Annotated in this window: 27 protein-coding genes; 17 read left to right on the plus strand and 10 right to left on the minus strand. The window is 63.2% G+C overall.

Features of this window, described 5'->3' with window-relative positions; all coding sequences use genetic code 11:
* Positions 1-301 precede the first annotated feature (301 nt).
* Together LUB09_RS12690 and LUB09_RS12695 are read right to left on the minus strand one after the other, a co-directional pair.
* On the minus strand, positions 302-721 hold the full coding sequence (locus LUB09_RS12690; protein WP_231422726.1) for a hypothetical protein: 420 nt from the start codon (positions 719-721) through the stop codon (positions 302-304).
* Positions 699-1,082 carry a polymorphic toxin type 44 domain-containing protein gene (locus LUB09_RS12695; RefSeq protein ID WP_231422727.1) on the minus strand — a complete coding sequence of 128 codons (384 nt, stop codon included), beginning with the start codon at positions 1,080-1,082 and terminating at the stop codon, positions 699-701. The genes LUB09_RS12690 and LUB09_RS12695 overlap by 23 nt, the downstream gene beginning before the upstream one ends.
* 211 nt (positions 1,083-1,293) lie before the next feature.
* Between LUB09_RS12695 and LUB09_RS12700 the strand changes: the two genes are divergently transcribed.
* Positions 1,294-1,581, plus strand: coding sequence for a HigA family addiction module antitoxin (locus LUB09_RS12700; protein WP_231422798.1), 288 nt, complete (start codon positions 1,294-1,296; stop codon positions 1,579-1,581).
* A gap of 136 nt (positions 1,582-1,717) precedes the next feature.
* On the opposite strand, the gene LUB09_RS12705 is transcribed toward LUB09_RS12700, so the two are convergent.
* The 6 genes from LUB09_RS12705 to pilG all read right to left on the minus strand — a co-directional run bounded on the left by LUB09_RS12705 (position 1,718) and on the right by pilG (position 11,558).
* A complete protein-coding gene (locus tag LUB09_RS12705; RefSeq protein ID WP_209985903.1) occupies positions 1,718-2,173 on the minus strand; it encodes a chemotaxis protein CheW in 456 nt (151 codons plus the stop codon).
* The gene (locus tag LUB09_RS12710; RefSeq protein WP_231422728.1) at positions 2,166-7,985 is read right to left on the minus strand and encodes an Hpt domain-containing protein; all 5,820 of its coding nucleotides are present in this window, start codon (positions 7,983-7,985) and stop codon (positions 2,166-2,168) included. The genes LUB09_RS12705 and LUB09_RS12710 overlap by 8 nt, the downstream gene beginning before the upstream one ends.
* Before the next feature lie 169 nt (positions 7,986-8,154).
* Positions 8,155-10,206 (minus strand): methyl-accepting chemotaxis protein, encoded by a 2,052-nt coding sequence (locus LUB09_RS12715; protein WP_231422729.1) that lies wholly within the window; start codon positions 10,204-10,206, stop codon positions 8,155-8,157.
* Positions 10,203-10,727 carry a chemotaxis protein CheW gene (locus tag LUB09_RS12720; RefSeq protein WP_209985911.1) on the minus strand — a complete coding sequence of 175 codons (525 nt, stop codon included), beginning with the start codon at positions 10,725-10,727 and terminating at the stop codon, positions 10,203-10,205. The genes LUB09_RS12715 and LUB09_RS12720 overlap by 4 nt, the downstream gene beginning before the upstream one ends.
* Positions 10,728-10,739: 12 nt before the next feature.
* Positions 10,740-11,105, minus strand: coding sequence for a twitching motility response regulator PilH (pilH, locus tag LUB09_RS12725; protein WP_003234583.1), 366 nt, complete (start codon positions 11,103-11,105; stop codon positions 10,740-10,742).
* Between the two features lie 45 nt (positions 11,106-11,150).
* Positions 11,151-11,558: a twitching motility response regulator PilG gene (gene pilG, locus LUB09_RS12730; protein ID WP_003234584.1), complete on the minus strand. Its 408-nt coding sequence runs from the start codon at positions 11,556-11,558 to the stop codon at positions 11,151-11,153.
* A 237-nt stretch (positions 11,559-11,795) separates the two neighbouring features.
* Here pilG and gshB point away from each other — a divergent pair, with 237 nt between their 5' ends.
* The 7 genes from gshB (at position 11,796) to LUB09_RS12765 (ending at position 17,682) form a co-directional block, all read left to right on the plus strand.
* Positions 11,796-12,749, plus strand: a complete 954-nt coding sequence (gene gshB, locus LUB09_RS12735; RefSeq protein ID WP_057006529.1) for a glutathione synthase — start codon at positions 11,796-11,798, stop codon at positions 12,747-12,749.
* Positions 12,750-12,825: 76 nt separating this feature from the next.
* Positions 12,826-13,731, plus strand: a complete 906-nt coding sequence (locus tag LUB09_RS12740) for an energy transducer TonB (RefSeq protein WP_209985913.1) — start codon at positions 12,826-12,828, stop codon at positions 13,729-13,731.
* A 67-nt stretch (positions 13,732-13,798) separates the two neighbouring features.
* Positions 13,799-14,368, plus strand: a complete 570-nt coding sequence (locus tag LUB09_RS12745; RefSeq protein WP_231422799.1) for a YqgE/AlgH family protein — start codon at positions 13,799-13,801, stop codon at positions 14,366-14,368.
* A complete protein-coding gene (gene ruvX / locus LUB09_RS12750; RefSeq protein ID WP_003234589.1) occupies positions 14,368-14,805 on the plus strand; it encodes a Holliday junction resolvase RuvX in 438 nt (145 codons plus the stop codon). The genes LUB09_RS12745 and ruvX overlap by 1 nt, the downstream gene beginning before the upstream one ends.
* Positions 14,806-14,878: 73 nt before the next feature.
* The gene (pyrR, locus tag LUB09_RS12755; RefSeq protein WP_231422730.1) at positions 14,879-15,385 is read left to right on the plus strand and encodes a bifunctional pyr operon transcriptional regulator/uracil phosphoribosyltransferase PyrR; all 507 of its coding nucleotides are present in this window, start codon (positions 14,879-14,881) and stop codon (positions 15,383-15,385) included.
* 24 nt (positions 15,386-15,409) lie between these two features.
* On the plus strand, positions 15,410-16,414 hold the full coding sequence (locus LUB09_RS12760; protein ID WP_209985919.1) for an aspartate carbamoyltransferase catalytic subunit: 1,005 nt from the start codon (positions 15,410-15,412) through the stop codon (positions 16,412-16,414).
* Positions 16,411-17,682: a dihydroorotase gene (locus LUB09_RS12765; RefSeq protein ID WP_209985920.1), complete on the plus strand. Its 1,272-nt coding sequence runs from the start codon at positions 16,411-16,413 to the stop codon at positions 17,680-17,682. Before LUB09_RS12760 ends, LUB09_RS12765 begins: the two co-directional genes overlap by 4 nt.
* A gap of 158 nt (positions 17,683-17,840) precedes the next feature.
* Here LUB09_RS12765 and LUB09_RS12770 read toward each other — a convergent pair whose 3' ends face one another.
* Complete coding sequence (locus LUB09_RS12770; protein WP_169793778.1) at positions 17,841-18,251, minus strand: NINE protein; 411 nt, start codon at positions 18,249-18,251, stop codon at positions 17,841-17,843.
* A 268-nt stretch (positions 18,252-18,519) separates the two neighbouring features.
* Between LUB09_RS12770 and LUB09_RS12775 the strand changes: the two genes are divergently transcribed.
* Complete coding sequence (locus LUB09_RS12775) at positions 18,520-19,158, plus strand: C40 family peptidase (RefSeq protein ID WP_209990544.1); 639 nt, start codon at positions 18,520-18,522, stop codon at positions 19,156-19,158.
* 137 nt (positions 19,159-19,295) lie between these two features.
* Here the strand turns inward: LUB09_RS12775 and LUB09_RS12780 are convergent, their stop codons facing one another.
* Positions 19,296-20,330 (minus strand): type IV pilus twitching motility protein PilT, encoded by a 1,035-nt coding sequence (locus tag LUB09_RS12780; RefSeq protein ID WP_231422731.1) that lies wholly within the window; start codon positions 20,328-20,330, stop codon positions 19,296-19,298.
* 57 nt (positions 20,331-20,387) lie between these two features.
* Between LUB09_RS12780 and LUB09_RS12785 the strand changes: the two genes are divergently transcribed.
* From LUB09_RS12785 to hemW, 8 genes are all read left to right on the plus strand, one after another.
* Complete coding sequence (locus LUB09_RS12785) at positions 20,388-21,083, plus strand: YggS family pyridoxal phosphate-dependent enzyme (protein ID WP_231422732.1); 696 nt, start codon at positions 20,388-20,390, stop codon at positions 21,081-21,083.
* Positions 21,084-21,107: 24 nt separating this feature from the next.
* Positions 21,108-21,926 carry a pyrroline-5-carboxylate reductase gene (gene proC, locus LUB09_RS12790; protein WP_231422733.1) on the plus strand — a complete coding sequence of 273 codons (819 nt, stop codon included), beginning with the start codon at positions 21,108-21,110 and terminating at the stop codon, positions 21,924-21,926.
* 25 nt (positions 21,927-21,951) lie between these two features.
* The gene (locus LUB09_RS12795; RefSeq protein ID WP_057006518.1) at positions 21,952-22,539 is read left to right on the plus strand and encodes a YggT family protein; all 588 of its coding nucleotides are present in this window, start codon (positions 21,952-21,954) and stop codon (positions 22,537-22,539) included.
* 193 nt (positions 22,540-22,732) lie between these two features.
* Positions 22,733-23,872, plus strand: coding sequence for a homoserine O-succinyltransferase MetX (metX, locus tag LUB09_RS12800; protein WP_209985929.1), 1,140 nt, complete (start codon positions 22,733-22,735; stop codon positions 23,870-23,872).
* Between the two features lie 7 nt (positions 23,873-23,879).
* Positions 23,880-24,500 carry a methionine biosynthesis protein MetW gene (gene metW / locus LUB09_RS12805; protein ID WP_003234603.1) on the plus strand — a complete coding sequence of 207 codons (621 nt, stop codon included), beginning with the start codon at positions 23,880-23,882 and terminating at the stop codon, positions 24,498-24,500.
* A 21-nt stretch (positions 24,501-24,521) separates the two neighbouring features.
* Positions 24,522-24,956, plus strand: coding sequence for a DUF4426 domain-containing protein (locus LUB09_RS12810; protein ID WP_209985931.1), 435 nt, complete (start codon positions 24,522-24,524; stop codon positions 24,954-24,956).
* On the plus strand, positions 24,953-25,549 hold the full coding sequence (gene rdgB / locus LUB09_RS12815; RefSeq protein ID WP_209985933.1) for an RdgB/HAM1 family non-canonical purine NTP pyrophosphatase: 597 nt from the start codon (positions 24,953-24,955) through the stop codon (positions 25,547-25,549). Before LUB09_RS12810 ends, rdgB begins: the two co-directional genes overlap by 4 nt.
* Positions 25,546-26,748: a radical SAM family heme chaperone HemW gene (gene hemW / locus LUB09_RS12820; protein WP_231422734.1), complete on the plus strand. Its 1,203-nt coding sequence runs from the start codon at positions 25,546-25,548 to the stop codon at positions 26,746-26,748. The genes rdgB and hemW overlap by 4 nt, the downstream gene beginning before the upstream one ends.
* The last annotated feature ends 19 nt before the right edge of the window (positions 26,749-26,767 follow it).

The following is a 26,767-nucleotide window of genomic DNA, read 5'->3' on the forward strand; positions in this document are numbered from 1 at the left end:
CACCCTTGCCTCTGGCTAACACTTCCCCTTGCCGGGTGTGTAGAGGACTTTCACCTCCAAGTCACCAGCGTGGCCACCACAGCCAAACTGGTTGCGCTTCGCGCAACGCGCCATGCCTGGCGCACCATAAAAAACGCCCGCTGAATGGCTATGGGCGTTTATGCGCCGACATGTAACCGGACTTGCACGTCCGTGTCACCGTTTTTTGCGATGACGGGACGAAGACTAGGCGCGCGGGCCGTGCTCAACAAGTTCATGCTCAGCCCAAAATCCTGCAGGAAAATTCCGAGAGCCCGCCGCTCTACAATTTCATTTCTATGTTCAAAGCCCCCAAACCCTCAAGCGGGTAGCTGCGGTACTCATAAACCTCCCCGCGCACTATGAGGTGGGTGATTCCATCCACTTGACTCACTTGGACATCAGGCTCTTTGGTTTTCAAAAAGAAGGGTGCCGAAACCAGCGTTGTCAGTATTTCCTGATCGCTACCCAAGTTCTTGTGAACGTAGTACCTGTAGGAAAATCCCACTGTCGCGCCGCCCTGGCCGTCGCGTACCCCATAAATTGAGCTGCCGTTGCCCAAGGTGTATTTCAAAACCACTTCGTCCAGATCCGGGGTACCGGATGACATGATCCAATTGCCCCCTATGTAAATCAGGCAGGCCACCAGCAAGCAGTTTCGCAGGACCGGCAAGAGCCCCTTAATAGCCCTGAGAAATTGCATATTCAATACCTCTTTTTATCCAATATTGATCACGAGGGTCATCGCCAAAAGGGTCACCGCCCCACCATGATCCAAACTCAGGCCTGGTAGTTTTTGCGAATGTTTGAGCGACACCTGCTGCCCGTAACAGCACATGCTCGGGAATACCCAATACCGTACCTGTAGCACCGTAATTGAAATTACCAAAAGCTTCGTACTGACGCCCTCGCTTCTTGTAGTTCCATGGCCCGGCAGCCCTGACCTGGGAATAGAACCAGGAATAGGCGAATGCCGAGCCTGGCTGAAGATGAATACGCTTGCATTCGGATATCGCCATGTTTTCAAAAATTGAAACACCAGGCGGCATAAGTGGTACGGCCATTTGCGGGTCCTTGCTGGCAGTGAGGAGCGCAGAAATTAACCACTTCACTCACGCCTGAAAACCCAATAAATCAAAGTGCGGAACACGCCTACAGCAATGACATACTATTCTGACAAGACCTTCAGGTTGTTACTCGGAACCTGTCTCTCTAGTCTTTTTTCGTCCAAACCCATCACGGGCGAACATCATGAATCCGAACCCTAAACCCAATATTGGCATGCACAACCCACCTCACCCAGGCGAAATTTTGCTTGAGGATGTGATCCCTGCCGTAGGCATCACCATCACTGAAATGGCAAGGCGCCTGGGCTTCGCCCGTGAGACGTTTTCCAGGATCTTGCATGGCCATGCCCCAATCAGCCCGGACCTTGCAGTCAGGTTGGAGCGCGCCGGTGTGAGTACCGCACAGCTATGGTTATCGATGCAAAGCGCCTACGACCTGTGGCAGGCAGAACACCATGAGCAGCCGTTGATTGAGCGGTTTGCGCGGATCGATTGAAGGCTGAAGCCGAGCGCAATTCACTGTGGGAGGGGGCTTGCTCCCGATAGCAGGCGATCGGTTGATGAATAGGCAACTGACCCACCGCTATCGGGAGCGGCCCCCCTCCCACATGGAATCTTCACACGGCATGTCATCAGGCGAGGCCGGACTCGACCAGCAGCGCTTCAAGCCCCATCAAATCCGGCACTCTCGCCACATGCTCGCCCACCTGCACCGCCGCCAGCTCCAGCGGGCACAGCGGCACGTCGACGTAGCTCAATTCGCTGTCGAGTTTGTACGAGCGGGGAATGCCCTGGATCACCAGCGCAATGAACTTCAGCGTTGGCCGCCCGCCGAGGGCGTTCAGCACCACGATGCGCGAACGCTCGCCGGTCAGGCTGGCTTCGCCGCACACCGCTTCAAAGCTGATCAACGGAATCTGCCGATCACGCCAGGTCACTTGCCGCAGATACCACGGCGGCGCATCACTGGCCGGCTCTCCACGCTGAAAGTCGATCAACTCGGCAATGGCGACGTTAGGCAACACCAGGTGCCGATCAGCCAGGGGCAGCAGCAGGCCGGTAAGTTGGCTGGCGCGGTGGTCAAGCATGGGACTTGCTCCAATAGGCGATGCTTTCCAGCAGCACCGACTCCTGGTACGGCTTGCCCAGGTAGTCGTTGACGCCGATGGCCATGGCGCGGTCGCGGTGTTTCTGGCCGGTGCGCGAGGTGATCATGATGATCGGCAGGCGCATCAGCCGTGGGTCGTTGCGCATCTGGATCGCCACTTCGAAACCGTCCATGCGCGGCATTTCGATGTCGAGCAGCATCAGGTCCGGGGTGTGCTCCTCAAGCACGGCCAGGGCGTCGATGCCGTCCTTGGCGGTGAGCACGTTCATGCCGTTGCGCTCCAGCAGGCGGCTGGTGACTTTGCGCACGGTGACCGAATCGTCCACCACCAGCACCAGCAGCGGACGCTTTTTCAGCGGGTCGTTGAGCACCAGCGGCACGTCCAGCGCCTGCGCCGGCAAGGCCGGTTGCCGCACGCGGATATGCGCCAGCAGGTCGATGATCAACACCACGCGACCATCGCCCAGGATCGTTGCGCCGGACAGCCCCTGCACCCCGGCAAACTGCGGCCCCAAGCCCTTGACCACAATCTCGCGTGTGCCCGCCATGGCATCCACATGCACCGCCACGCGGCGCTCATTGCAGTGCACCAGCAACACCGGTACCGGTTGGTACTCGCCCAGCAGTTTCGGGCGGCCGACGGTGTGCAACAGGTCGCCCAGGTAGAACAGCTCATAGCGCTGGCCGGCGTATTCGTAACACGGCGGGTCCTGCTGATAATGCCCGGCCAGTTCATGGGGGGGCACGCGCACCAGGCCTTCAATGGTGTTGAGCGGGATCGCGTATTGATCGTCCGCGCACTGCACCATCAACGCCCGGTTGACCGACACGGTGAACGGCAGGCGAATGCGAAAGTGCACGCCCGCTCCCGAGGTCGAATCGATCACCATCGAGCCGCCCAGCTGGCGCACCTCTTCATGCACCACGTCCATGCCCACGCCACGCCCGGAAATCTGCGTGATTTTCTCGGCGGTAGAAAACCCCGGCTGCAGGATGAACTGCAACACGTCGCGGTCGCTCATCTCCTGATCGGGCTTGAGCAGCCCGCGCTTGATCGCCTTGCGCCGCACCGCGTCGAGGGGCACGCCGGCGCCGTCGTCGCGCATGTCGAACACGATGTCGCCGCCTTCGTGGGTCAGGTCCAGGGTGATGCGGCCCGTCTCGGGCTTGCCCGCCAACAGGCGCGCCTCACGCGATTCCAGGCCGTGGTCGACGGCGTTGCGCAGCATATGCTCGAGCGGCGCAACCATGCGCTCCAGCACGTTGCGGTCCATCTCGCCCTCGGCATTGCCGACCACGAACTCCACGTCCTTGCCCAACTCTTGCGCCACCTGGCGCACGATGCGCTTGAGGCGTGGCAGCATGCGTTCGAACGGCACCATGCGGGTGCGCATCAGGCCTTCCTGCAAGGCGGTGTTGATGCGCGCCTGTTGCTGCAACAGGTCATGGGCATCCTGGTTGCGGCGCTCAAGGGTTTCCTTGAGATCCAGCAGGTCGCTGGCCGACTCGGACAGCGCGCGGGACAACTGCTGCAACTGTGAATGGCGGTCCATTTCCAGCGGATCGAATTCTTCATAGCCCAGGCGCTCGGCCTCGGCCTGCTGGCGGCTGAGCAGGCGGCCCTGGGTTTCGATGTCGAGCCGGCGCAGTTGGTCGCGCATGCGCTCGATGGTGGTTTCCACCTCGCTCAACGCGGCGCGCGCGTCGTTGACCTGCTGTTCGATGCGGCCCCGGAAGATCGAGGTTTCGCCGGCCAAATTGACCAGATCGTCGAGCAGGTCGGCGGAGATCTTCACCATGTCGGCGTTGGGGTCGACGGCCGTTTCGGTCTTGCCCGCCGGCAACGCCACCGGCCCCAGCGGTTCCGCGCTGGGCTGCACCAGGCTTCTGATGCGCGTGATCAGTTTGTCCACCGAGCCCACCGGCAGGCCATCGGCGACCGCGTCGATCATCTGCGCCAGGCGGTCGTGGCAGCCTTGCAGCAAAGCGAACAGCTCGGCCGACGGCGCAAGCAACCCGGCCGACAGCCCTTCGTAGAGAAATTCCAGCTCATGGGCCAGGTCGCCAATCGGCGCGATCTCGACCATGCGCGCGCCGCCCTTGAGGGTGTGCAGGTCGCGCAGCAGGGTTTCCACTTCCTGGCGACCGCCCGGCTCGGCCTGCCAGCGCAGCAGCGCGGCGCCGGAACTGTCGAGGATATCGGCCGCTTCTTCGAGGAAGATATCCAGCAGCTCGGGGTCGGCACTGGCGGCCTGCGGTGCGGCAACCGGTGCAGCCGGCGTACTGGCCTGGCGAAACGCACGCAACGCGTCGATCAGTTCGCGGCTGTCGCCCAACGGCTGATGGTCGTGCAGCTCTTCCAACTGCAAGGCCAACTGCTCGTGACTGGCCATCAGCAGGCGCGACAGTTCGGCCGAGTAGCTGTAGCGGCGGTCCACCAGGCCTTCGTACAGGCACTCAAGTTCCTGGGCGAGGTCGCCCACCGGCTCGATTTCGGCCATGCGCGCGCCACCCTTGAGGGTGTGCAGGTCGCGTTGCAGGGAGGACAGCGGCGCGGCGTTTTCCGGGTCCAGCAGCCAGCGTTTGAGCGACTGGCCGGCACTGTCGAGAATGTCCACCGCCTCTTCGAGGAAGATCTCGACGATCTCGTCGTCCATCGCCGTTGCCTGCTCCAACTGCGCCGTGGCGGCGCCCAGTTCGGCGATGTTCGGGGCGTTGTGGCCGTCGCGGGTGATCAGCCCGGTGGCGGACGGGTCGAGTGCATCGTCAAGCAGCTCGCGCAGGGCCTGCAAACGGGCCGGTGCCGGGCTGATTTCCTGGCCGGCGGCCAACTGGTCGAGCATGTTGATCAATGCTTCGTGGGCCTGTTCGGCCTCATGAAAAAACCGCGCGCTGACCGCCAGGCTGCTTTCTTCCACCGCGCCATACAGGTCAAGCAAGGCTTCACACAGGGCATCGATGGGGTGCAGGTCAGCAAGGTGCGCGCCCTCCCCCAGGGTGGTCAATTCGTCCAGCAGCGCGCTCAGCTCCTGGCGCTCGCCGGGGTGCTGCTGCCAGCGGCGCAGCAGGCTTTCGGCATCCAGCAAAATGTCCATGCCCTGGGCCAGGAAGTTGCTGATCAACTGCGGGTCGCGCTTGATGCGCAGGCCCGTGCCGGGGGCGTCGAGCAAGGCTTGAAGCTGCTGGTCGAGCAGCGCCTGGGTGCGGTTGATCAGCGCTGCCGCGCCTTTGATCGGCGCCAGCGGGTCGCGGTGCAACTGGCGCAGGCCTTGCTGGAACAGGCCTTCGGCTTCCAGCAGCAATTCCACTTCGTCCAGGTCCAGCGGCAGGCGGTGGGCCTTGTATTCACGGGTCAGGTGATCGAGCGGACGCGCCAGTTCGGCGATGGGCAACACACCGGCCATGTAGGCGCTGCCCTTGAGGGTGTGCAGCGCGCGTTGCAGGGCGTCGCTGACGTGCAGCGGAACGTGCTCGGCGGCCTGGTGCAGAAAGTGATTGAGGCTCTCGAGGTGGCTCTGGGCTTCGTTGCGGAAAATCTCCAGCAGCATCGGGTCGTGGGGTTCGACCGTGTGGGTCGGCGTGCCGCTGGCCAAGGCGTGGGCACGCGCAGCCAGGGCGTCGACTTCATCGCGCTGGCGCTGGTCGCCGCTGGCAAAATCGGCGATCAGTTCCGGCAGCAGGGCCACGGTTTCATCCAGCACCTCTTGCACGTCGGCGCCGAGGACCACGCTGCGCTCCAGCACGCGGTTGAGCAGGTTTTCCACCGCCCAGGCCAGCTCGGCCAGTACCAGCGCGCGCACCATGCGGCCGCTGCCCTTGAGGGTGTGAAAGGCGCGGCGCATTTCGGCCTGGGCGGTTTTGTCGGCACTGTTGGGCAGGTCACGGTGCAGCACCTCGAGGACTTCGTCGGTTTCTTCGAGGAAGACTTCGCGCAGTTCGTCGTCGATGGGGGCTTCGTCGGCCGGCGGCGGCAACAGGCTGCCGGGGCGTTGTCGGGCCGGCGGGTTCAGGCGTGAGGTGGGGCTGGCCAGGGCGTCGAACTGCGACTGGCTCGGCGCCTCATCGCTCGAAAGCGCACCCTCCGGCGCCACCAGCGCCTGGCGCCAGGGTTTGGCCGCAGGCAGGTAACCCAGCGCGGTCAGGCCCTGGGTGGCCATCTCCAGCACCCGTTCGCCGTCGGCGTCGGGGTCCTGGAGCATGCGTTCGAGGTAGTACTCCAGGCCGCTGATCACCTCGGCGAAATGCTCCAGCTGCACCTCGGACGGTGCGCCATCGTTGACCATCAGCTGTTCATTCACGTAGTCGGCGCAGCCGCGCATCAGGCTCGCCGCGCGGGGCAAAGGGATCATGGCCAGCGCGCCACGCACCTGGCTCAGCAGCTCCGGCAGCGACTCCAGGTGCTGGCGGTCCCAATCCGCTTCGAGGCAATCGATCACCAGCTCTCTGGCCTGCTTGAGGCACTGGCAGGATTCGCGGATCACCAACTGGTGAATCTGGGTCAGGTCGGTGGTGGGCAGGCGGCTCTCCTCGCGGCCCTGCGCCTCCACGGTGCCGACCATGCCCGCCAGCGTGGCTTCGACGTAGAGCAACGCGCCCGCCACGTCCATCAGCACCGGATCATTGGGCTCGCGCTGACCCTGGGCCAGGCTCTGCACCACGGCCAACTGGTCGATGATCACTTTGCGCGGCTGACCGAAGCCCAGTACCGCCAGGGTGTCGGCGATCTGGCGCAGCGGCGCCAGCAGCGCGTCGAGGTCGCCGATGTGCTGGCGGTCGCTGCGCACGAACAGGTCCAGCCGTTCCTTGACCCGCACCAGCTCTTCACACAACGCACCGAGCACCGACCCCATGGCATTGCGGTCCGGTCCGGCCAGGCGCGCACGCTCGGCATCCACCAGCGCGCTGTCGGGCAAGGCGTCATCCAGGCCGTAGCGTTCCTTCAAACTCTGCATGCGCGGGGTTGGCCGGGTGACCTTGGCCACATAAAACAACAGGCTCTTGAGCAAGCCATCCGGTGCGGGCTGGTTGATGCCGCCAATGCCTTGGGCGAGCAGGCGCTTGAGTTGTTTGCCACTGGCCTTGAGCAGGCTGCGCAACGCCGGGCTGTTGGCGATTACGCCGGTGAGCATGCCCTCGACCAGCGCCGAGGTGACTTGCCACAAGGGCAACAGCGGCGCGCCCTGGCACAGCGCTTCGAGGCGCGCGAACACCCGCGCCATGTCTTCCAGGTTGCTCGGGCCGTGGTCCTCGCGCAGCAACCCGGCCAGCGCCTGCTGCAACCATTGCTGCCACTGGCGCAATTGCTCGTGAAGCTCGGGCTGATCGCGCTGGGCCAGGGCGTCGTCGGGCAGCGGCGCAATCGACAGCAACTGCGGGCTGAACAGGCTGGTTTCCGACAGCAGGCTTTCGCCACGGGCGCTGCGCAGGTCGTTGAGCAACGGCAGCACCACCAGCGGCAAATCGCGGCGGGCGCTGTGCACGCGGTCCAGGTACAGCGGCAGCTGGCCGAGGGCCTGTTGCAGCAGGCGGAGGCTTTCGTCGCGCTGGCTGACGCGCTCGGCCTGCAGCGCCAGGGCCAGTTCCTCGATCTCTTCGGCGAGCAGCGCCGCGCCGTAGAACTCGACCATTTGCAGCGCGCCATGCACTTGATGGATGCACGCCAGGCACTCGCCCAGGGCGTCGGCGTCGCGGGTTTCGACAAACGCGTCCAGCGCCGAACGGGCCTGCTTCAGGGTTTCGGCAATGTCGCCCTTGACCCATTCGAGGGCCACGTAGTCGTGCCGATCAACCATAACTGCTCCGCTTAGAATTCGTGGGTTGCTGGTGTTGCCAAGATCTCGACAGTAAAGGAGATCCCAGGTGGCAGGGGGCTTGCTCCCGATGGCGGTGGGTCAGGCACCTGATTCATTGACTGATGTACCGCTATCGGGAGCAAGCCCCCTCTCACCTTTGAATCGCATTTCAATCGTCGACCGGTTTGGGCGGCGGAAGAGTGAATCCCGACACCGAACGCCGCAACTGGCTGGCCATTTTTGCCAGGTTGCCGATGCTCTCGGCGGTCGCCGTCGAGCCCGAGGAGGTCTGGGTGGTGATCTGCTGAATCACGTTCATGGTCAGGGAGATCTGCCCCGCCGACGACGTCTGTTGCTGCGCCGCATTGGAAATACTCTGGATCAGCGCCGCCAGGGTCTTGGACACGCCTTCGATCTCCTCCAGCGCCACGCCGGCGTCCTGGGCCAATCGCGCGCCACGCACCACTTCGGTGGTGGTCTGCTCCATGGAAATCACGGCTTCGTTGGTGTCGGCCTGGATCGCCCGCACCAGGGTTTCAATCTGCCGGGTGGCCGCCGATGAGCGCTCGGCAAGGCGCTGCACTTCATCGGCTACCACGGCGAACCCGCGCCCGGCGTCACCGGCCATGCTCGCCTGGATCGCGGCGTTCAGGGCGAGGATGTTGGTCTGGTCGGCGATGTCGTCGATCAGGCTGACGATATCGCCGATTTCCTGGGACGACTCGCCCAGGCGCTTGATGCGCTTGGCGGTGTCCTGGATCTGTTCGCGAATGTTGTCCATGCCGTGGATGGTGTTGTGCACCACCTCGTTACCCTTGTTGGCGATCTCCACCGAGCGCTCGGCCACCGCCGAGGATTCGGCGGCGTTGGCCGAGACGTGGTCGATGGACTGGGCCATCTGGTTGATGGCGGTGGAAGCTTCGGCGATCTGCTGGGCCTGATGCTCCGAGGCCTGCGCCAGGTGCATGGCGGTGGCCTGGGTCTCTTGCACGGCACCGGCCACCTGGCCCGCCGTGAGGTTGATGGTGGCGACCAGATCGCGCAATTGATCCACGGAATAGTTGATCGAGTCGGCAATGGTGCCGGTGAAGTCCTCGGTCACCGAGGCCGTTACGGTGAGGTCGCCATCGGCCAGGTCTTCGATCTCATCGAGCAGGCGCATGATCGCGTTCTGATTGCGCTCGTTCTTCTCGGCGGTTTCACGCAGTTGACGGTTGGTTTCGCGCACCATCACCAGGCCGATCAGGATGATCGAGGTCAGCGCCAGCAAGCCCAGCATGTAGCCGCCTAGGGTGTCGAAGCTGCGTCCGCTGGCGAGGTTTTCGAAACCGATGGCCAGGTGCGAGGCTTCATCGAGCAGGGTCTGCGACAGGTTGAAGATATTGCTCGCCGAGGCGCGCACCTGGAACAATTGCGGCGAGGTCTCGAGGATTTCATCCACCGAGCCGGACACGAACTCGAACAGCTCGGCGATTTCTGTCAGCCGCGCGCGGGCGTCACGGTCTTCGACCTGGGTGATGCGCAGCCCGGGATTGCCGTTGAGCATGCCATTGAGCACCACGCCAAAGCGGTTGGCGTCGCGGCCGAAGGCATCGGCGGCCTGCACGGCGGTTTCGTCGCCGGCAAGCACGGTGTTGACCGCACCCAGGATGCGTTCGGCCAGCAACGACTGGCGCTGGGCCAGGGCCACCTGGCTGGCTGGGGCGCCGCGCTGCAGCAGGATGTCGACGACCTTCTCCGATTCCATCTGCAATTGCGGCACGGTTTCGGCCAGGGTCGCGGCCACCTGATGCAGGGACAGCACCGTCTGTTCGCTGGCGAGGATTGCGTCGGTGTTTTTCAGCAGCGCTTCCCAGTCGGTCTGCACCGCGCGCATTTCGTTGCGCACGGCGCTGGGCGCGGCGGGCAGGCCGGTGTCGCGGTCGCCTTTTTTCAGGTAGCCCCAGCGCTGCGCGAAGTCGTTGCGCGCTTCGGTGAGCAGCTTGAACGCCGCCGCCTTGCCGGCGGCGGCTTCGGTCGCGTTCTTGGCGATGCGCTGGGACAGCACGCGCAGCTCGCCGGCGTGGCCGATGTACTGTTTGTCGTAGGTGGACTGGGTGTTGAGGTACGCGAAGTTGGCGAACAGCAGCATGATGAACACGATCAACGCGATGAACAGCACGATGATCTGTGAACGGCTGCGCGACGCGGCCTGGGGCCTGGGCGTGGTCGGGGTGGTCATGCGGCAACATCCATAAAGCCCGGGGCCTCGGCCAGGGCGAAGGGGCTGAACACCTGCCATTGCGGCTCGCCGTCGAAGCGGCCCTGGATATACGGCGCGTCGGGGCGGGCATCGCTCACCCGCGCGTCTTGTGCGAAATGCTGCATCCCCACCACCTCATCCACCAGCAGACCGACAAACAGCTCGTTGACCTCCACCACCAATACCCGCCGCTGCTTGCGCACCCTGGACAGCGGCAGGCCGAGGAACCCGCCCAGGTCCATCACCGGCAACAGTCGCCCGCGCAGGTTGGCCACGCCCTTGACCCAGGGTTTCACGCCGGGCATCAAGGTGCAGCGCGGTTCATGCAGCACCTCGGCGACTTCGCCGATGGGTGCCACGTACCAGTGCTGCCCCAGGCGAAAGCCGATGCCGCTCCAGCGTTGCAGGCGGGTTTCCTGGGACGGCAGGTCGGCGGCCAGCAGGCGACAGCGGCGGTCGATGTCCAGCAGCAGCTCGAAGGCAGTGTGCGACTCGGTCATGATGGCGTGCCGTCAGCCGGCCAGCACCTTGTTGAGGGTGGCAATCAGGGTGTCTTCGTCGACCGGCTTGGTCAGGTAATCCTTGGCGCCCTGGCGCGCGCCCCAAATCTTGTCGGTTTCCTGGTCTTTGGTGGTGATGATGATGATCGGGATGCCGTTGGTTTCCGGCTCCTTGGACAGTTGGCGCGTGGCCTGGAAGCCGTTGAGGCCAGGCATCACGATGTCCATCAGCACGGCGTCGGGTTTTTCCTGACGGGCCAGGGCCACGCCGTCCGCGCCGTTCTCGGCTTTCAGCACCTGATGGCCGTGCTTTTCCAGCATGCCGGTGAGTTTGTACATTTCGGTCGGCGAATCGTCGACGATCAGAACACGTGCCATGGTTTTCCCCACTACATTGGTCGGCGCCGGCCCACGGGGGCGGCGTCAGTGTGCTTGTTCTACTGCGGCGAACCCGGGCACGCAGGCCTTGATCGCGCCCAGCAGTTCTTCCTTGCTGAACGGCTTGGTCAAAAACTGATCGACCCCCACGATGCGCCCCTTGGCCTTGTCGAACAGACCGTCCTTGGACGACAGCATGATCACCGGGATCGCCTTGAACGCCGGGTTGTTCTTCACCAGCGCGCAGGTCTGGTAGCCATCCAGGCGCGGCATCATGATGTCGACGAAAATAATGTGCGGGTGATGATCGACAATCCGGGCCAGGGCATCGAAACCGTCGATGGCCGTGATCACGTCGCAGCCCACGTTCTTCAACAGGGTTTCGGCGGTGCGGCGGATCGTTTTCGAATCGTCGATCACCATCACTCTCAAGGCGTTGGAATGCTGTTCCATAGTTGCTCTACCATCGCCACAGCGAATCGGTTTTTCGTGCGTGCTGCCTGATGACGCACAGCATGAGCGCCGCAAGCCTTGGAATTCAAGGGCTGGTGCGCCGTGGCAGTCTTTTTAGCACAGTCTCGGGGTGCAATCTATCGAGGCACCCGCGCGGTGGTTTTTCCTTGACCCACAACAGCCGCAGCGCCACTCTGACGCCACTTTTTATGCGCCTATCTGCAGAGGAAATCCCCCATGAGCGTTCGCGTCGGCATTGTCATGGACCCTATCGCCAGCATCTCCTATAAAAAGGACAGCTCGCTGGCCATGCTGCTGGCCGCCCAGGCACGCGGCTGGACGCTGTTCTATATGGAGCAGCGCGACCTTTACCAGGGCGACGGCGAGGCCCGTGCGCGCATGCGCCCGCTGCAGGTGTTTGCCAACCCCGGGAAGTGGTTCGAGCTGCAAGACGAAATCGACAGCCCGCTGAGCGATCTGGACGTGATCCTGATGCGCAAGGACCCGCCGTTCGACATGGAATTCGTCTATTCCACCTACCTGCTGGAGCAGGCCGAGCGCGCCGGCGTGCTGATCGTCAACAAGCCGCAGAGCCTGCGCGACTGCAACGAAAAACTGTTTGCCACGCTGTTCCCGCAGTGCACGCCGCCCACCGTGGTCAGCCGTCGTGCCGATGTGCTGCGTGAATTTGCCGCCAAACATGGGGATGTGATTCTCAAGCCGCTGGACGGCATGGGCGGCACCTCGATTTTCCGTCACCGCGCCGGCGACCCCAACCTGTCGGTGATCCTGGAGACCCTGACCGTGCTGGGCACCCAGCAGATCATGGGCCAGGCCTACCTGCCGGCGATCAAGGACGGCGACAAGCGCATCCTGATGATCGACGGCGAGCCGGTGGATTACTGCCTGGCGCGGATTCCGGCGGCGGGCGAGACCCGCGGCAACCTGGCGGCGGGTGGCCGTGGTGAAGCGCGTCCGCTGTCGGACAAGGATCGCTGGATTGCAGAGCAGGTCGGCCCGACCCTGCGCGAGAAGGGCCTGCTGTTTGTCGGCCTGGACGTGATCGGTGAGAACCTCACCGAAATCAACGTGACCAGCCCGACCTGTATTCGCGAGATCGATAATGCATTTGGCACGAACATCGGCGAAATGCTGATGGCTGCGATTGAGCGCAAGCTGCAATCCAAGTGACATAGACAGCCGGACACACACCAACATTGCGTTATCATGCCCCACCTGTGAAACGCGCGATGTTGGTTTTTTTGTCATGACGCTCCCGCCCGAACTGCCCCCAGAACTCTCCCACAGCGGCGTGCGCCCGGCTGATCGGCTCGGCTTTACCCTGTTTATGGCAGCGTTGATTCACCTGGCATTGATCCTCGGTGTGGGCTTTACCATGGTCGAGCCCAGACAGATCACCCAGACGCTGGAAATCACCCTCGCCACGTTCAAGAGCGAAAAGGCGCCCGAGAAGGCCGATTTTCTCGCCCAGGAAAACCAGCAGGGCAGCGGCACGCTCGACAAGAAAGCCGTGCCCAAGACCACTGAAGTGGCGCCCTTCCAGGACAACAAGGTCAATAAGGTCTCCCCGCCGCCGGCGCCAAAGCCCGAGGTCAGGCAGGCCGCGCCCAAGCCTGCGGTGACTACCGTCGCGCCCAAACCGCAGAAAGCGCCGGTGCAGCGCGAAAAGACCAAAACCGACCCGCAGCCCGAACCGGCAAAGCCGGCACCGACGTTCGACAGCTCGACCCTGTCCGACGAGATTTCCAGCCTGGAAGCCGAACTGGCCCACGAACAACAGCTGTACGCCAAGCGCCCGCGTATCTACCGGCTCAACGCTGCTTCGACCATGCGCGACAAAGGTGCCTGGTATAAGGACGAGTGGCGCAAAAAGGTCGAGCGCATCGGCAACCTGAACTACCCGGAAGAAGCGCGGCGTCAGCAGATTTACGGGAATTTGCGCCTATTGGTGTCAATCAACCGTGATGGCACGCTGTATGAAGTGCAGGTGCTGGAGTCCTCCGGCCAGCCGCTGCTGGACCAGGCCGCCCAGCGCATCGTGCGCCTGGCCGCGCCTTTTGCGCCGTTTTCCGGCGACCTGAACGACGTGGACCGCCTGGAAATCATCCGCACCTGGAAATTCGCCAAGGGTGATCGGCTGTACAGCAACTGATGACAATTGCCTTGTGCAATTCATCCCCGGCTTGTCAGGTCGCCCCTCCACCGCCACACTACCGGACATGAAAAATGTCAGCCCGACCTACCTCAAGCACCACTTCCTGATCGCCATGCCCCACATGGCCGACCCGAACTTTGCGCAGACCTTGACCTACATCGTCGAGCACACCGCCAATGGTGCCATGGGGTTGGTGGTGAACCGCCCGCAGGAACTGAACCTGGCCGATATCCTTGAGCAACTGCGCCCGGACATCGACGCGCCCGCCCGTTGCCAGGACGTGCCGATCTACATCGGCGGGCCGGTGCAGACCGATCGCGGCTTCGTGCTGCATCCGACCGGGCCGACGTTCCAGGCCACGGTGGACCTGGACGGTGTGTCGCTGTCCACCTCCCAGGACGTGCTGTTCGCCATCGCCGACGGCGTGGGCCCGGAGCAAAGCGTGATCACCCTGGGCTACGCCGGCTGGGAAGCCGGGCAACTTGAAGCGGAGCTGGCGAGCAACGCCTGGCTGACCTGCCCGTTCGACGCCGACATCCTGTTCAACACCGCCAGCGAACTGCGCCTGGAAGCGGCCGCCGCCAAGCTGCGGGTCAACCTCAATCTGCTGACCAGCCAGGCGGGGCACGCCTGATGGCCTTGCGCTTGATCCTCGGGTTTGACTACGGCACCAAACAGATCGGCGTGGCCGTCGGCCAGGTGATCACCGGCCAGGCACGCGAGCTGTGCACTTTGAAGGCCCAGAACGGCGTACCGGACTGGAATCAGGTCGAAGCCCTGATCAATGAATGGAAGCCCGACGCGGTGGTGGTCGGCCTGCCTTTGAACATGGACGGCACCCCCAGCGAGATGTGCCTGCGCGCCGAAAAATTCGCGCGCCGCCTCAATGGCCGCTACAACCTGCCCTTCTATACCCACGATGAACGCCTGACCACCTTTGAAGCCAAGGGTGAACGCCGCGACCGTGGTGGGCAGAAGGGCAGCTACCGCGACAACCCGGTAGACGCCATCGCCGCCGCCCTGTTGTTGCAGGGCTGGCTGGATGAAAACACGGCTTTATTTGCATCCTGACTGACGCGGCATGCCGCGTCTTTTTACGTTTGAGCCCGGACCTTGCCTGCGCGAGGCCTACCAAGGAGCCCCCATGAGCCTGCCCAATCCCGCCGAACTGATCACCCAGATGGCGACACGCCTCAGGGCCCACCTGGAACACCGTGGCATCAGCGAACCGCGCTTCATCGGCATTCGCACCGGCGGCGTGTGGGTGGCCCAGGCGTTGCTGACCGAGCTGGGCAGCGAGTCGCCGCTGGGCACTCTGGACGTGTCGTTCTACCGCGACGACTTCAGCCAGAACGGCCTGCACCCGCAAGTGCAACCTTCGGCGCTGCCGTTTGAGGTGGACGGCCAGCACCTGGTGCTGATCGACGACGTGCTGATGAGCGGCCGCACCATTCGCGCAGCCCTCAACGAGCTGTTCGACTACGGGCGCCCGGCCAGCGTGACGCTGGTGTGCCTGCTGGACCTGGACGCCGGCGAGTTGCCGATCAGCCCCGACGTGGTCGGCGCGACACTGTCTTTGGCTGCCCACCAGCGGGTAAAATTGTCCGGTCCCACGCCGCTCGAACTCGAACTGCAAGACCTCGCCCTTTAAACCGCCTTGTAAAGAGTCCCCGCGATGACGCCTCTAGATGCCAAGCGCCCGCTGCAGCTCAATGCTCAGGGTCAGTTGCAACATTTCTTGTCCCTCGACGGTTTGCCCCGCGAACTGCTCACCGAAATCCTCGACACCGCCGACTCGTTCCTCGAAGTCGGCGGACGCGCGGTGAAGAAGGTCCCGCTGCTGCGCGGCAAGACCATCTGCAATGTGTTCTTCGAGAACTCCACGCGCACCCGCACCACCTTTGAACTGGCGGCCCAGCGCCTGTCGGCCGACGTGATCACGCTGAACGTGTCCACCTCGTCGGCGAGCAAGGGCGAAACCCTGCTCGACACCCTGCGCAACCTCGAAGCCATGGCCGCCGACATGTTCGTGGTGCGCCACGGCGACTCCGGCGCCGCGCACTTCATCGCCGAGCACGTGTGCCCGCAGGTGGCGATCATCAACGGCGGCGACGGCCGTCACGCCCACCCGACCCAGGGCATGCTCGACATGCTCACCATCCGGCGGCACAAGGGCAGCTTTGAAAACCTTTCGGTGGCCATCGTCGGCGACATCCTGCACTCGCGTGTGGCGCGCTCGAACATGCTGGCCCTCAAAGCCCTGGGCTGCCCGGATATCCGCGTGATTGCGCCCAAGACCCTGCTGCCGATCGGCATCGAGCAATACGGCGTCAAGGTCTACACCAACATGACAGAAGGCCTCAAGGACGTGGACGTGGTGATCATGCTGCGCCTGCAACGCGAACGCATGTCCGGTGGCCTGCTGCCGAGCGAGGGCGAGTTCTACCGCCTGTTCGGCCTGACCACCGCACGCCTGGCCGGCGCGAAACCGGATGCCATCGTGATGCACCCGGGCCCGATCAACCGGGGCGTGGAGATCGAGTCGGCGGTGGCCGACGGCAACCAGTCGGTGATTCTCAACCAGGTGACCTACGGCATCGCCGTGCGCATGGCGGTGATGTCCATGGCCATGAGCGGGCAAACCGCGCAACGTCAATTCGAGCAGGAGAACGCCCAGTGAAGCTCAGCATTCTTGGCGCGCGCGTAATCGACCCGGCCAGTGGCCGGGATCACGTCACCGATCTGCATCTGGAAGCCGGCAAGATCATTGCCATCGGCGCCGCCCCCGGCGGCTTCAGCCCCAGCCAAACCATCGACGCCAACGGCCTGGTGGCCGCGCCGGGCCTGGTGGACCTGAACGTCGCCCTGCGCGAGCCGGGCTACAGCCGCAAGGGCAGCATCGCCAGCGAAACCCGCGCCGCCGCTGCCGGCGGCGTGACCAGCCTGTGCTGCCCGCCGCACACCAAGCCAGTGCTGGACACCTCGGCGGTGACCGAGCTGATCCTCGACCGCGCCCGCGAGGCCGGCAATTGCAAGGTGTTCCCCATCGGCGCGCTGAGCAAAGGCCTGGACGGCGAGCAGCTTGCAGAACTGATCGCCCTGCGCGACGCCGGTTGCGTGGCCTTCGGCAACGGCCTGGAAAGCTTTCGCAGCACCCGCACCCTGTGCCGTGCCCTGGAATACGCGGCCACGTTCGACCTGACGGTGATCTTCCATTCCCAGGACCGCGACCTGGCCGAAGGCGGCCTGGCCCATGAGGGCGCCGTGGCCAGCTTCCTCGGCCTGCCCGGCATCCCGGAAACCGCCGAGACCGTGGCCCTGGCGCGCGACCTGCTGCTGGTGGAACAAAGCGGCGTGCGCGCGCATTTCAGCCAGCTGACCAGCGCACGCGGGGTTGCCCTGATCGCCCAGGCCCAGGCCCGTGGCTTGCCGGTGACGGCGGACGTGGCGCTGTACCAGTTGATCCTCACGGATGAAGCGCTGATCGACTTCTCCAGCCTGTACCACGTGCAGCCGCCACTGCGCACATTGACCGACCGCGAGGGTTTGCGGGCGGCGGTCAAATCCGGCGTGGTCTCGGCGATTTCCAGCCATCACCAGCCCCACGAACGCGACGCCAAGCTGGCGCCGTTTGGCGCGACCGAGCCGGGTATCAGCAGCGTTGAGCTGTTGCTGCCCCTGGCGATGACCCTGGTGGAAGACGGCTTGCTGGACTTGCCGACGTTACTGGCACGCCTGAGCAGCGGCCCGGCCGAGGCCTTGCGCCTGCCGGCGGGCAAACTGGCAGTGGGTGCGGCGGCGGACCTGGTGCTCTTTGACCCGGCCAGCTCGACGATTGCCGGGGAGCATTGGTTGTCCAAGGGTGAGAATTGCCCGTTTATCGGGCATAGCCTGCCGGCGACGGTGCGTTATACCTTGGTCGACGGCCGCATCAGCTACCAGGCCTAAGCCTATCTGCAGTGGGCACAGTAAATGTGGGAGGGGGCTTGCTCCCGATTGCAGTGGGTCAGCAACAGATGAGCTGACGGGTCCACCGCTATCGGGAGCAAGCCCCCTCCCACATTTGAGCTCCATCAGGCTTATGAGCGCCATCAGGGTTACGCGATTTATCGGCCGCTGTTGCGCTCGGCATTGCGGATCGAAATCTGCGTATTCAAGGTCCAGAAGTCATACAAAACCCCTACCAGGAACAACCCGCCGGTCAGCAGGTAGATCAGGCCGGTGATCCATTTGCCCTGGTACATGCGGTGCACACCGAACACGCCCAGAAACGCCAGCAGAATCCACGCAATGTTGTATTCGACAGGCCCGGCGGTAAAACGCAGGTCGGCTTCACGGTCCATGGCCGGGATCAGGAAGAAGTCGATCAGCCAGCCGATACCCAGTAAGCCCAGGGTGAAAAACCAGATCGTTCCGGTCACGGGTTTGCCGTAATAAAAGCGATGGGCGCCGGTAAAGCCGAAAATCCACAGCAGGTAACCGATCACCTTGCTGTGGGTGTCTTGCTGCTGGCCAATCTGTTGATAGGTGTTCATCGCGTACCTCATTTGCCTCGATAGATAAATTTTTTCACTTTCTTTGTGACTTTTTTACAGGCGCCCGACGTACGGCAAATGGTATCTTCCCTGCCCTGAAAGCCTTATGCCACCTGACTTGTGTCCGACAATGGCCGTCAATCGTCGCCGTTTTCCTGATTTTGCCGTCAAGGTCCAGTCGACAAACGGCCTGAGATCGACACAAAAAGCTGTTATAAAGTTGCGCGCTAACCCATATGAGCCACGCCGAATGCGACCTTTCTTCAAGACATGGCTAACCATCTGCCTATTAATGCCACTGGCCGCCCACGCCACCAATCGTGAGCAACGTCTTCCCAACGTTAACGGTTTCACCCCTAAAGTTCATAGCACCCCAGTCAACGCCAAATCAGCCAAGCTGACCGTCAAGCGCCCGACTCAACTGAGCAAGGCACACGGTAAAGCCACTCCAGCGCTGATGGCCGGCAACGCCAAACAGAGCAGCACCGTTCTCAGCCGCGCCGTGAATGTGCTCGGTACTCCTTATCGTTGGGGCGGCAGCAGCCCAAGTAAAGGGTTCGACTGCAGCGGCTTGGTGAAATATGCCTTCAATGACGTCAAGGCGGTGGATTTGCCGCGTACCTCCAACGCCATGGCCGCCGGCCACGGGCAGAAGGTTGACCGCAAGGACCTGAAGCCGGGCGACCTGCTGTTCTTCAAGCTGAAGAGCCGCCAGGTTAACCACGTTGCCATTTACCTGGGCAACGACCGCTTCATCCACGCACCACGCCGTGGCAAGTCGGTGAGCATCGACACGCTGAAAAAGCCGTTCTGGGACAAGAACTACGTGATCGCCAAGCGCGTGCTGCCCAAAGAGCAGAACAACAACCTGCGGATCGTGCAGCGCTGATTTTCCAGGCTCATAGGCAGTAAATGTGGGAGGGGGCTTGCTCCCGATGGCAGTGGGTCAGCTAAAGATGAGCTGACTGGTACACCGCTATCGGGGGCAAGCCCCCTCCCACATTTGGGTTTCATTGTCCTTGAGACCTATATATCCCCAGGCACCGTTGCCTTCTCGCGTGCGTCCTCCCGGCTGATCAGCCCCTCGCTCACCAGCGCCTTCAGGCTCATGTCCAGCGTCTTCATCCCCACCGCCCCGCCGGTCTGAATCGCCGAAACCATCTGCGCCACCTTGTCCTCGCGGATCAGATTACGAATGGCCGGCGTGCACAGCATGATTTCATGGGCCGCCACGCGCCCACCGCCAGGTTTCCTGACCAGCACCTGTGACACCACTGCCTGCAGCGATTCCGCCAGCATCGAGCGCACCATGGCCTTTTCCCCCGCCGGGAATACATCCACCAGCCGGTTCACGCTCTTGGCCGCCGAGGTGGTGTGCAGGGTGCCGAACACCAGGTGCCCGGTCTCCGCCGCCGTCAACGCCAGGCGAATGGTTTCCAGGTCGCGCAGTTCGCCGATCAGGATCACGTCCGGGTCTTCGCGCAGCGCCGAGCGCAGCGCCGTCGAGAAGCTGTGGGTATCGCGGTGCACCTGGCGCTGGCTGATCAAGGCCATGTTCGGCCGGTGGATAAACTCGATGGGGTCCTCCAGCGTAAGGATGTGCTGGCGCCGATGCCGATTGAGGTCATCGATCATCGCCGCCAGCGTGGTGGACTTGCCCGAGCCTGTGGGCCCGGTCACCAGCACCAGGCCGCGCGGCAAGCGGGCGATGCGCTGGAAGACTTCGCCCAGCCCCAAACTTTGCAGGCTCCGGACCTCGCAGGGAATGGTGCGAAACACCGCCCCCACGCCACGCGACTGCTGGAATACGTTTACCCGGAACCGCGCCACGCCCGGCAGCTCGAACGCAAAATCCGTTTCAAGAGATGTTTCGAAATCCTTTTGCTGGTGTTGATTGAGCAAAGGGCTCAACAAGTCCGCTACTTGCGGTGGTGAAAGCACCGGCCAATCCAATGGCCATACCTCGCCATCAATACGCAACATCGGCACCAGACCCGCCGACAGATGCAGGTCGGAGGCGCCACGGCGCACGCTGGCCGCCAGCAATTGAGTGATATCCATAGGGCTTTCCATTTCCAGTAGAATGCCGCGGACTCCATATCCACGGGTGCATCTTGAATGTCGACGATAGCAGACAACATCGGCCAGGTTAGCCAGCGCATCCGCGCCGCCGCCGAGGCCGTGCAACGTGACCCGAGCAGCATCCACCTGCTGGCCGTGAGCAAGACCAAACCCGCCGAGGCCGTGCGCGAGGCCTATGCCGCCGGGGTGCGCGACTTCGGCGAGAACTACCTGCAGGAAGCGCTGGGCAAACAGGCGCAATTGTCCGACCTGCCCTTGAGTTGGCACTTCATCGGCCCCATTCAATCGAACAAGACGCGCGCGATCGCCGAAAACTTCGCCTGGGTGCATTCCGTGGACCGCCTGAAAATTGCACAACGCCTGTCCGAACAACGCCCGGCTGACCTGCCGCCGCTCAATATCTGCATCCAGGTCAACGTCAGTGGCGAAGCCAGCAAGTCCGGCTGCACGCCCGCCGACCTGCCGGCCCTGGCGAACGCCATCAGCGCCCTGCCGCACCTGACGCTGCGAGGCCTGATGGCGATCCCTGAGCCGACTGAAGATCGCGCCGCACAGGACGCCGCGTTCGCCAGCGTGCGCGAGTTGCAAGCCAGCCTGAATCTGGCGCTGGACACACTTTCCATGGGCATGAGCCACGACCTCGCGTCGGCCATCGCCCAGGGCGCCACCTGGGTGCGGGTCGGTACCGCGCTGTTTGGCGCCCGCGACTACGGCCAGCCGTCACATGGCTGACGTTCATTTAGCTAAGGACCTGTCATGAAAGACACGCGTATTGCCTTTATCGGTGCCGGTAACATGGCGGCCAGCCTGATCGGCGGCCTGCGGGCCAAGGGCCTGGACGCCGCGCAGATCCGCGCCAGCGACCCGGGCGAAGAGACCCGCGCGCGCGTCAGCGCCGAGCACGGTATCGAGACCTTCGCCGACAATGCCGAGGCCATCCAAGGCGTCGATGTCATCGTGCTGGCGGTCAAGCCACAGGCCATGAAGGCTGTGTGCGAAAGTCTGCGGCCAAGCCTGCAGCCGCATCAGCTTGTGGTATCGATTGCCGCCGGTATCACCTGTGCCAGCATGCACCACTGGCTCGGCGCCCAGCCGATCGTGCGTTGCATGCCCAATACCCCGTCGCTGCTGCGCCAGGGCGTGAGCGGCCTGTACGCCACCGCCGAAGTCAGCGCCACACAGCGCGACCAGGCCCAGGCGTTGCTGTCTGCCGTGGGCATCGCTGTATGGCTTGCGCAGGAGCAGCAACTGGATGCGGTCACCGCCGTGTCCGGCAGCGGCCCGGCGTACTTTTTCCTGCTGATCGAAGCCATGACCGCCGCCGGCGTCAAACTGGGCCTGCCCCATGACGTGGCAGAACAGCTGGCCGAGCAAACAGCGCTGGGCGCGGCAAAAATGGCTGTCGCCAGCGAGGTGGACGCCGCCGAACTGCGCCGTCGCGTGACCTCGCCGGGCGGCACCACGCAAGCGGCCATCGAATCGTTCCAGGCCGGGGGCTTTGAAGCCCTGGTTGAAACAGCACTGAGTGCTGCGGCACATCGTTCGGCCGAGATGGCCGAGCAACTGGGCAAATAGTCGTCCCTTACCAAGGTAATCAAACATGCTCGGAATCAATGACGCTGCCATCTTCATCATCCAGACCCTGGGCAGCCTGTACCTGCTGATCGTGCTGATGCGCTTTATCCTGCAACTGGTGCGGGCGAACTTCTACAACCCGCTGTGCCAGTTTGTGGTCAAGGCCACGCAGCCGCTGCTCAAGCCACTGCGCCGGGTGATCCCGAGCCTCTTCGGCCTGGACATGTCGTCGCTGGTGCTTGCGCTGCTGCTGCAAATGCTGCTGTTCGTGGTGATCCTGATGCTCAGTGGCTATCAGGCCTTTACACCGCTGCTGTTGCCGTGGGCGCTGATCGGGGTGTTCTCGCTGTTTTTGAAGATCATTTTCTGGTCGATGATCATCAGCGTGATCCTCTCGTGGGTTGCACCGGGTAGCCGCAGCCCGGGCGCGGAGCTGGTGTATCAGATCACCGAGCCGGTGCTCGCGCCGTTCCGTCGCCTGATTCCCAACCTGGGCGGCCTGGATATTTCGCCGATCTTTGCGTTTATCGCCATCCAGCTGCTGCAAAGCTGGGTGATTCCGCGCCTGGCGTTTTATGCGTTCATGCCAAAAGAGCTGTTCGGTCTGATCTGACAATGCGGTAAAAAATGTGGGAGGGGGCTTGCTCCCGATTGCGATGCATCAGTCAAATACATGCTGACTGACCCACCGCAATCGGGAGCAAGCCCCCTCCCACATTTGTATCTGTGCACTGGCGCAGGCCTTTGCTTGCCGCTGGCCCCCCCGCTCTTTAGACTTACGCCTCATTTAAACGAGAGCAGGGTCGATGTCAGCTGCCTTCCCCCCCGATTCTGTTGGACTGGTCGTGCCCCAAGTGGCGCACTTCAGCGAACCGCTGGCCCTTGCCTGCGGCCGGTCGCTGCCGGCCTATGACCTGATCTATGAAACCTACGGCCAGCTGAATGCCACGGCGAGCAACGCCGTGCTGATCTGCCACGCCCTGTCCGGCCATCACCACGCCGCCGGCTTCCACAGCGCCGACGAGCGCAAGCCGGGCTGGTGGGACAGCTGCATCGGCCCCGGCAAGCCCATCGATACCCATAAGTTCTTCGTGGTGAGCCTCAACAACCTCGGCGGCTGCAACGGATCCACCGGCCCGAGCAGCCTCAACCCGGAAACCGGCAAGCCGTTCGGCGCCGACTTTCCGGTGCTCACCGTGGAAGACTGGGTGCACAGCCAGGCGCGCCTGGCCGACCTGCTCGGCATCAAGCAGTGGGCAGCGGTCATCGGCGGCAGCCTGGGCGGCATGCAGGCCCTGCAATGGACCATCACTTACCCGGATCGCGTGCGCCACTGCCTGGCTATCGCCTCGGCGCCAAAGCTGTCGGCGCAGAACATCGCCTTCAACGAAGTGGCACGCCAGGCGATCCTCACCGACCCCGAATTCCACGGTGGTTCGTTCCAGGAAGCCGGCGTGATTCCCAAGCGCGGCCTGATGCTGGCGCGTATGGTCGGGCACATCACTTACCTGTCCGATGACTCCATGGGCGAGAAATTCGGCCGGGGTCTCAAGAGCGAAAAGCTCAACTATGACTTCCACAGCGTCGAGTTCCAGGTGGAAAGCTACCTGCGTTATCAGGGCGAGGAGTTCTCCGGACGCTTTGACGCCAACACCTACCTGCTGATGACCAAGGCCCTGGACTACTTCGACCCGGCGGCCAACCATGACGATGACCTGGCGAAAACCTTCGAGCACGTCACCGCCAGCTTCTGCGTGATGTCGTTCACCACCGACTGGCGCTTCTCGCCGGCACGCTCACGCGAGCTGGTGGACGCCCTGATGGCCGCCAAAAAGGATGTCTGCTACCTGGAGATCGACGCACCGCAAGGCCATGACGCCTTCCTGATTCCGATCCCGCGTTACTTGCAGGCCTTCAGCAATTACATGAACCGCATCATTTTGTGAGAACGCCATGAGAGCCGACCTGGACATCATCCAAGACTGGATCCCCGCCGGCAGCCGCGTGCTCGACCTGGGCTGCGGCGATGGCGAACTGCTGAGCTGGCTGCGCGACCACAAGCAAGTCACCGGCTACGGCCTGGAAAACGACCCGGACAACATCGCCCAGTGCGTGGCCAAGGGCATCAACGTGATCGAGCAGGACCTGGACAAGGGCCTGGGCAACTTTGCCAGCAACAGCTTCGACATCGTGGTGATGACCCAGGCCCTGCAAGCGGTGCACTACCCGGACCGCATCCTCGACGAAATGCTGCGGGTCGGTCGCCAGTGCATCATCACCTTCCCCAACTTCGGCCACTGGCGCTGCCGCTGGTACCTGGCCACCAAGGGCCGCATGCCGGTCTCGGATTTCCTGCCCTACACCTGGTACAACACGCCGAACATCCACTTCTGCACCTTCGAAGACTTCGAAGCCCTGTGCGGCGAGCGTGAAGCCAAGGTGATCAACCGCCTTGCCGTCGATCAACAGCACCGCCACGGCTGGGCGAGCAAGCTATGGCCCAACCTGCTGGGCGAAATTGGTATCTACCGGGTCAGCAGTCCTGGCCTGACCGACCACAAGATTGCCGTCTAATCATTTTCAAGAGGAACGCTCATGAGTCGCCTGGCTGTTTTTCTATTGACCGCATGCCTGGGCGCCAGCGCCATGGCCGCCGACGTTATCGATCCCAACCGCACCAAGGAATTCGGCGATATCACCGTGCGTTACAACACCTTCACCTCCAGCTTCCTGCAACCTGAAACCGCCCAGGCCGTGGGTGTGGTACGCAGCAAGAACAAGGGTTTGATCAACGTGTCGGTGTTCAAGGGCGTGACCCCGGTGACGGCGCAGGTGACGGGCACCCTCAAGGACTTGAGCGGCAAGAGCGAAGTGCTGACGTTCAAGCAGATCACTGAAAAGGGCGCGACCAACTACCTCGCGCCCTACTCGGTGCCGCAACAGGAATACAAGACTTTCACGATCAACGTTGAAACCGGCGGCAAGGCCCACAGTTTCAACTTTGTCCAAGAACTTTTCCCGGCCGAATGATGAACCTCACCCAACTCGTACTGGCCAGCCATAACGCCGGCAAACTCAAAGAACTCCAGGCCATGCTCGGTGAATCCGTGCAACTGCGCTCGGTTGGCGAATTCAGCCAGGTTGAGCCGGAAGAGACCGGCCTGTCATTCGTCGAGAATGCCATCCTCAAGGCACGCAACGCAGCACGCCTCTCGGGCCTGCCGGCGCTGGCGGATGATTCGGGGCTGGCGGTGGATTTCCTCGGCGGCGCGCCGGGCATCTACTCGGCGCGCTATGCCGACGGCAAGGGCGACGCGGCCAACAACGCCAAGCTGCTGGACGCCCTCAAGGACGTGCCGGACGCGATGCGTGGCGCGCAGTTCGTCTGCGTGCTGGCGCTGGTGCGCCATGCCGATGACCCGTTGCCGATTCTGTGTGAAGGCCTGTGGCACGGGCGTATCCTGCACGCCGCCAGCGGTGAGCATGGTTTTGGTTATGACCCGCTGTTCTGGGTGCCGGAGCGCAATGTCTCCAGCGCCGAGCTGAGCCCGGCCGACAAGAACCAGATCAGCCATCGCGCCCGCGCCATGGTGTTGCTGCGTCAGCGCCTGGGCTTGAAATGACGCAGAACACCTCTGCGCAGCCGCTGATCCACGGCGGCGCGCAAACACCCCGGGCGGCCTTGCCGGTGCTGCCGCCCCTGGCGCTGTACATCCACATTCCGTGGTGCGTGCGCAAATGCCCGTATTGCGATTTCAACTCCCACACCGCGAGCGCCGTGCTACCGGAAGAGGAGTACGTGGACGCGCTGCTGGCCGACCTCGACCAGGACCTGCACGCCGTTTACGGCCGGCAACTGAGTTCGATCTTCTTCGGCGGCGGCACGCCCAGCCTGTTCAGCGCGGCGGCGCTGGGACGCCTGCTCGAAGGCGTGCAGGCGCGCATCCCGTTTGCCAGCGATATCGAGATCACCCTGGAAGCCAACCCCGGCACGTTCGAGCAAGAGAAGTTCGTGGCGTACCGCAAACTGGGGATCAATCGCCTGTCCATCGGCATCCAGAGCTTCCAGCAGCAAAAACTCCAGGCCCTGGGCCGCATCCATAATGGCGACGAAGCGGTCCGCGCGGCGGGTATGGCGCGCCAGGCCGGGTTCGACAACTTCAACCTGGACCTGATGCACGGCCTGCCGGACCAGTCCCTGGACGATGCGTTGAGCGACCTGCGCCAGGCCATTGCGCTGAAGCCGACGCACCTGTCCTGGTACCAGTTGACCCTGGAACCCAACACCGTGTTCTGGAACCAGCCGCCCGCGTTGCCGGAAGACGACACGCTGTGGGATATCCAGGAAGCCGGTCAGGCGCTGCTCGCCGAGCACGGTTATGCGCAATATGAAGTGTCGGCCTATGCCCAGCCGGGCCGCCCGGCGCGGCATAACCTCAATTACTGGAGCTTTGGCGACTTTATCGGCATCGGTGCCGGCGCCCACGGCAAGCTCAGCCACCCGAACGGGCGCATCGTGCGCACCTGGAAAACCCGCGCGCCGAAGGACTACCTCAACCCGGCCAAAAGCTTCCAGGCCGGGGCGAAAGAGCTGACTAACGACGAGCTGCCGTTCGAGTTCCTGATGAACGCCCTGCGCCTCACCGAAGGTGTCGACGCCCGGCTCTACGCCGAACGCACCGGCCTCGACCTGGCCAGCCTCGACGCGGCGCGCCGCGACGCAGAACAAAGTGGCTTAATGCAGGTCGAACCGTCACGCCTGGCGGCGACCGACCGCGGGCAACTCTTTCTCAATGACCTGCTGCAGAAATTTCTGAGCTGACGCTTCTTAAGGAAATCGA

It is taken from the genome of Pseudomonas sp. Leaf59 (assembly GCF_920984685.1).
Lineage (GTDB): Bacteria > Pseudomonadota > Gammaproteobacteria > Pseudomonadales > Pseudomonadaceae > Aquipseudomonas.

Coding starts and splice junctions, on each gene's coding strand:
- LUB09_RS12690 (WP_231422726.1), bottom strand. CDS start 721: ATGCAATTTCTCAGGGCTATTAAGGGGCTCTTGCCGGTCCTGCGAAAC.
- LUB09_RS12695 (WP_231422727.1), bottom strand. CDS start 1,082: ATGGCCGTACCACTTATGCCGCCTGGTGTTTCAATTTTTGAAAACATG.
- metX (WP_209985929.1), top strand. CDS start 22,733: ATGTCAGCTGCCTTCCCCCCCGATTCTGTTGGACTGGTCGTGCCCCAA.
- LUB09_RS12745 (WP_231422799.1), top strand. CDS start 13,799: ATGAAAAATGTCAGCCCGACCTACCTCAAGCACCACTTCCTGATCGCC.
- LUB09_RS12705 (WP_209985903.1), bottom strand. CDS start 2,173: ATGCTTGACCACCGCGCCAGCCAACTTACCGGCCTGCTGCTGCCCCTG.
- LUB09_RS12785 (WP_231422732.1), top strand. CDS start 20,388: ATGTCGACGATAGCAGACAACATCGGCCAGGTTAGCCAGCGCATCCGC.
- hemW (WP_231422734.1), top strand. CDS start 25,546: ATGACGCAGAACACCTCTGCGCAGCCGCTGATCCACGGCGGCGCGCAA.
- ruvX (WP_003234589.1), top strand. CDS start 14,368: ATGGCCTTGCGCTTGATCCTCGGGTTTGACTACGGCACCAAACAGATC.
- gshB (WP_057006529.1), top strand. CDS start 11,796: ATGAGCGTTCGCGTCGGCATTGTCATGGACCCTATCGCCAGCATCTCC.
- LUB09_RS12715 (WP_231422729.1), bottom strand. CDS start 10,206: ATGACCACCCCGACCACGCCCAGGCCCCAGGCCGCGTCGCGCAGCCGT.
- LUB09_RS12810 (WP_209985931.1), top strand. CDS start 24,522: ATGAGTCGCCTGGCTGTTTTTCTATTGACCGCATGCCTGGGCGCCAGC.
- pilH (WP_003234583.1), bottom strand. CDS start 11,105: ATGGCACGTGTTCTGATCGTCGACGATTCGCCGACCGAAATGTACAAA.
- LUB09_RS12740 (WP_209985913.1), top strand. CDS start 12,826: ATGACGCTCCCGCCCGAACTGCCCCCAGAACTCTCCCACAGCGGCGTG.
- rdgB (WP_209985933.1), top strand. CDS start 24,953: ATGATGAACCTCACCCAACTCGTACTGGCCAGCCATAACGCCGGCAAA.
- proC (WP_231422733.1), top strand. CDS start 21,108: ATGAAAGACACGCGTATTGCCTTTATCGGTGCCGGTAACATGGCGGCC.
- metW (WP_003234603.1), top strand. CDS start 23,880: ATGAGAGCCGACCTGGACATCATCCAAGACTGGATCCCCGCCGGCAGC.
- LUB09_RS12720 (WP_209985911.1), bottom strand. CDS start 10,727: ATGACCGAGTCGCACACTGCCTTCGAGCTGCTGCTGGACATCGACCGC.
- LUB09_RS12775 (WP_209990544.1), top strand. CDS start 18,520: ATGCGACCTTTCTTCAAGACATGGCTAACCATCTGCCTATTAATGCCA.
- LUB09_RS12760 (WP_209985919.1), top strand. CDS start 15,410: ATGACGCCTCTAGATGCCAAGCGCCCGCTGCAGCTCAATGCTCAGGGT.
- LUB09_RS12795 (WP_057006518.1), top strand. CDS start 21,952: ATGCTCGGAATCAATGACGCTGCCATCTTCATCATCCAGACCCTGGGC.
- LUB09_RS12780 (WP_231422731.1), bottom strand. CDS start 20,330: ATGGATATCACTCAATTGCTGGCGGCCAGCGTGCGCCGTGGCGCCTCC.
- LUB09_RS12710 (WP_231422728.1), bottom strand. CDS start 7,985: ATGGTTGATCGGCACGACTACGTGGCCCTCGAATGGGTCAAGGGCGAC.
- pilG (WP_003234584.1), bottom strand. CDS start 11,558: ATGGAACAGCATTCCAACGCCTTGAGAGTGATGGTGATCGACGATTCG.
- pyrR (WP_231422730.1), top strand. CDS start 14,879: ATGAGCCTGCCCAATCCCGCCGAACTGATCACCCAGATGGCGACACGC.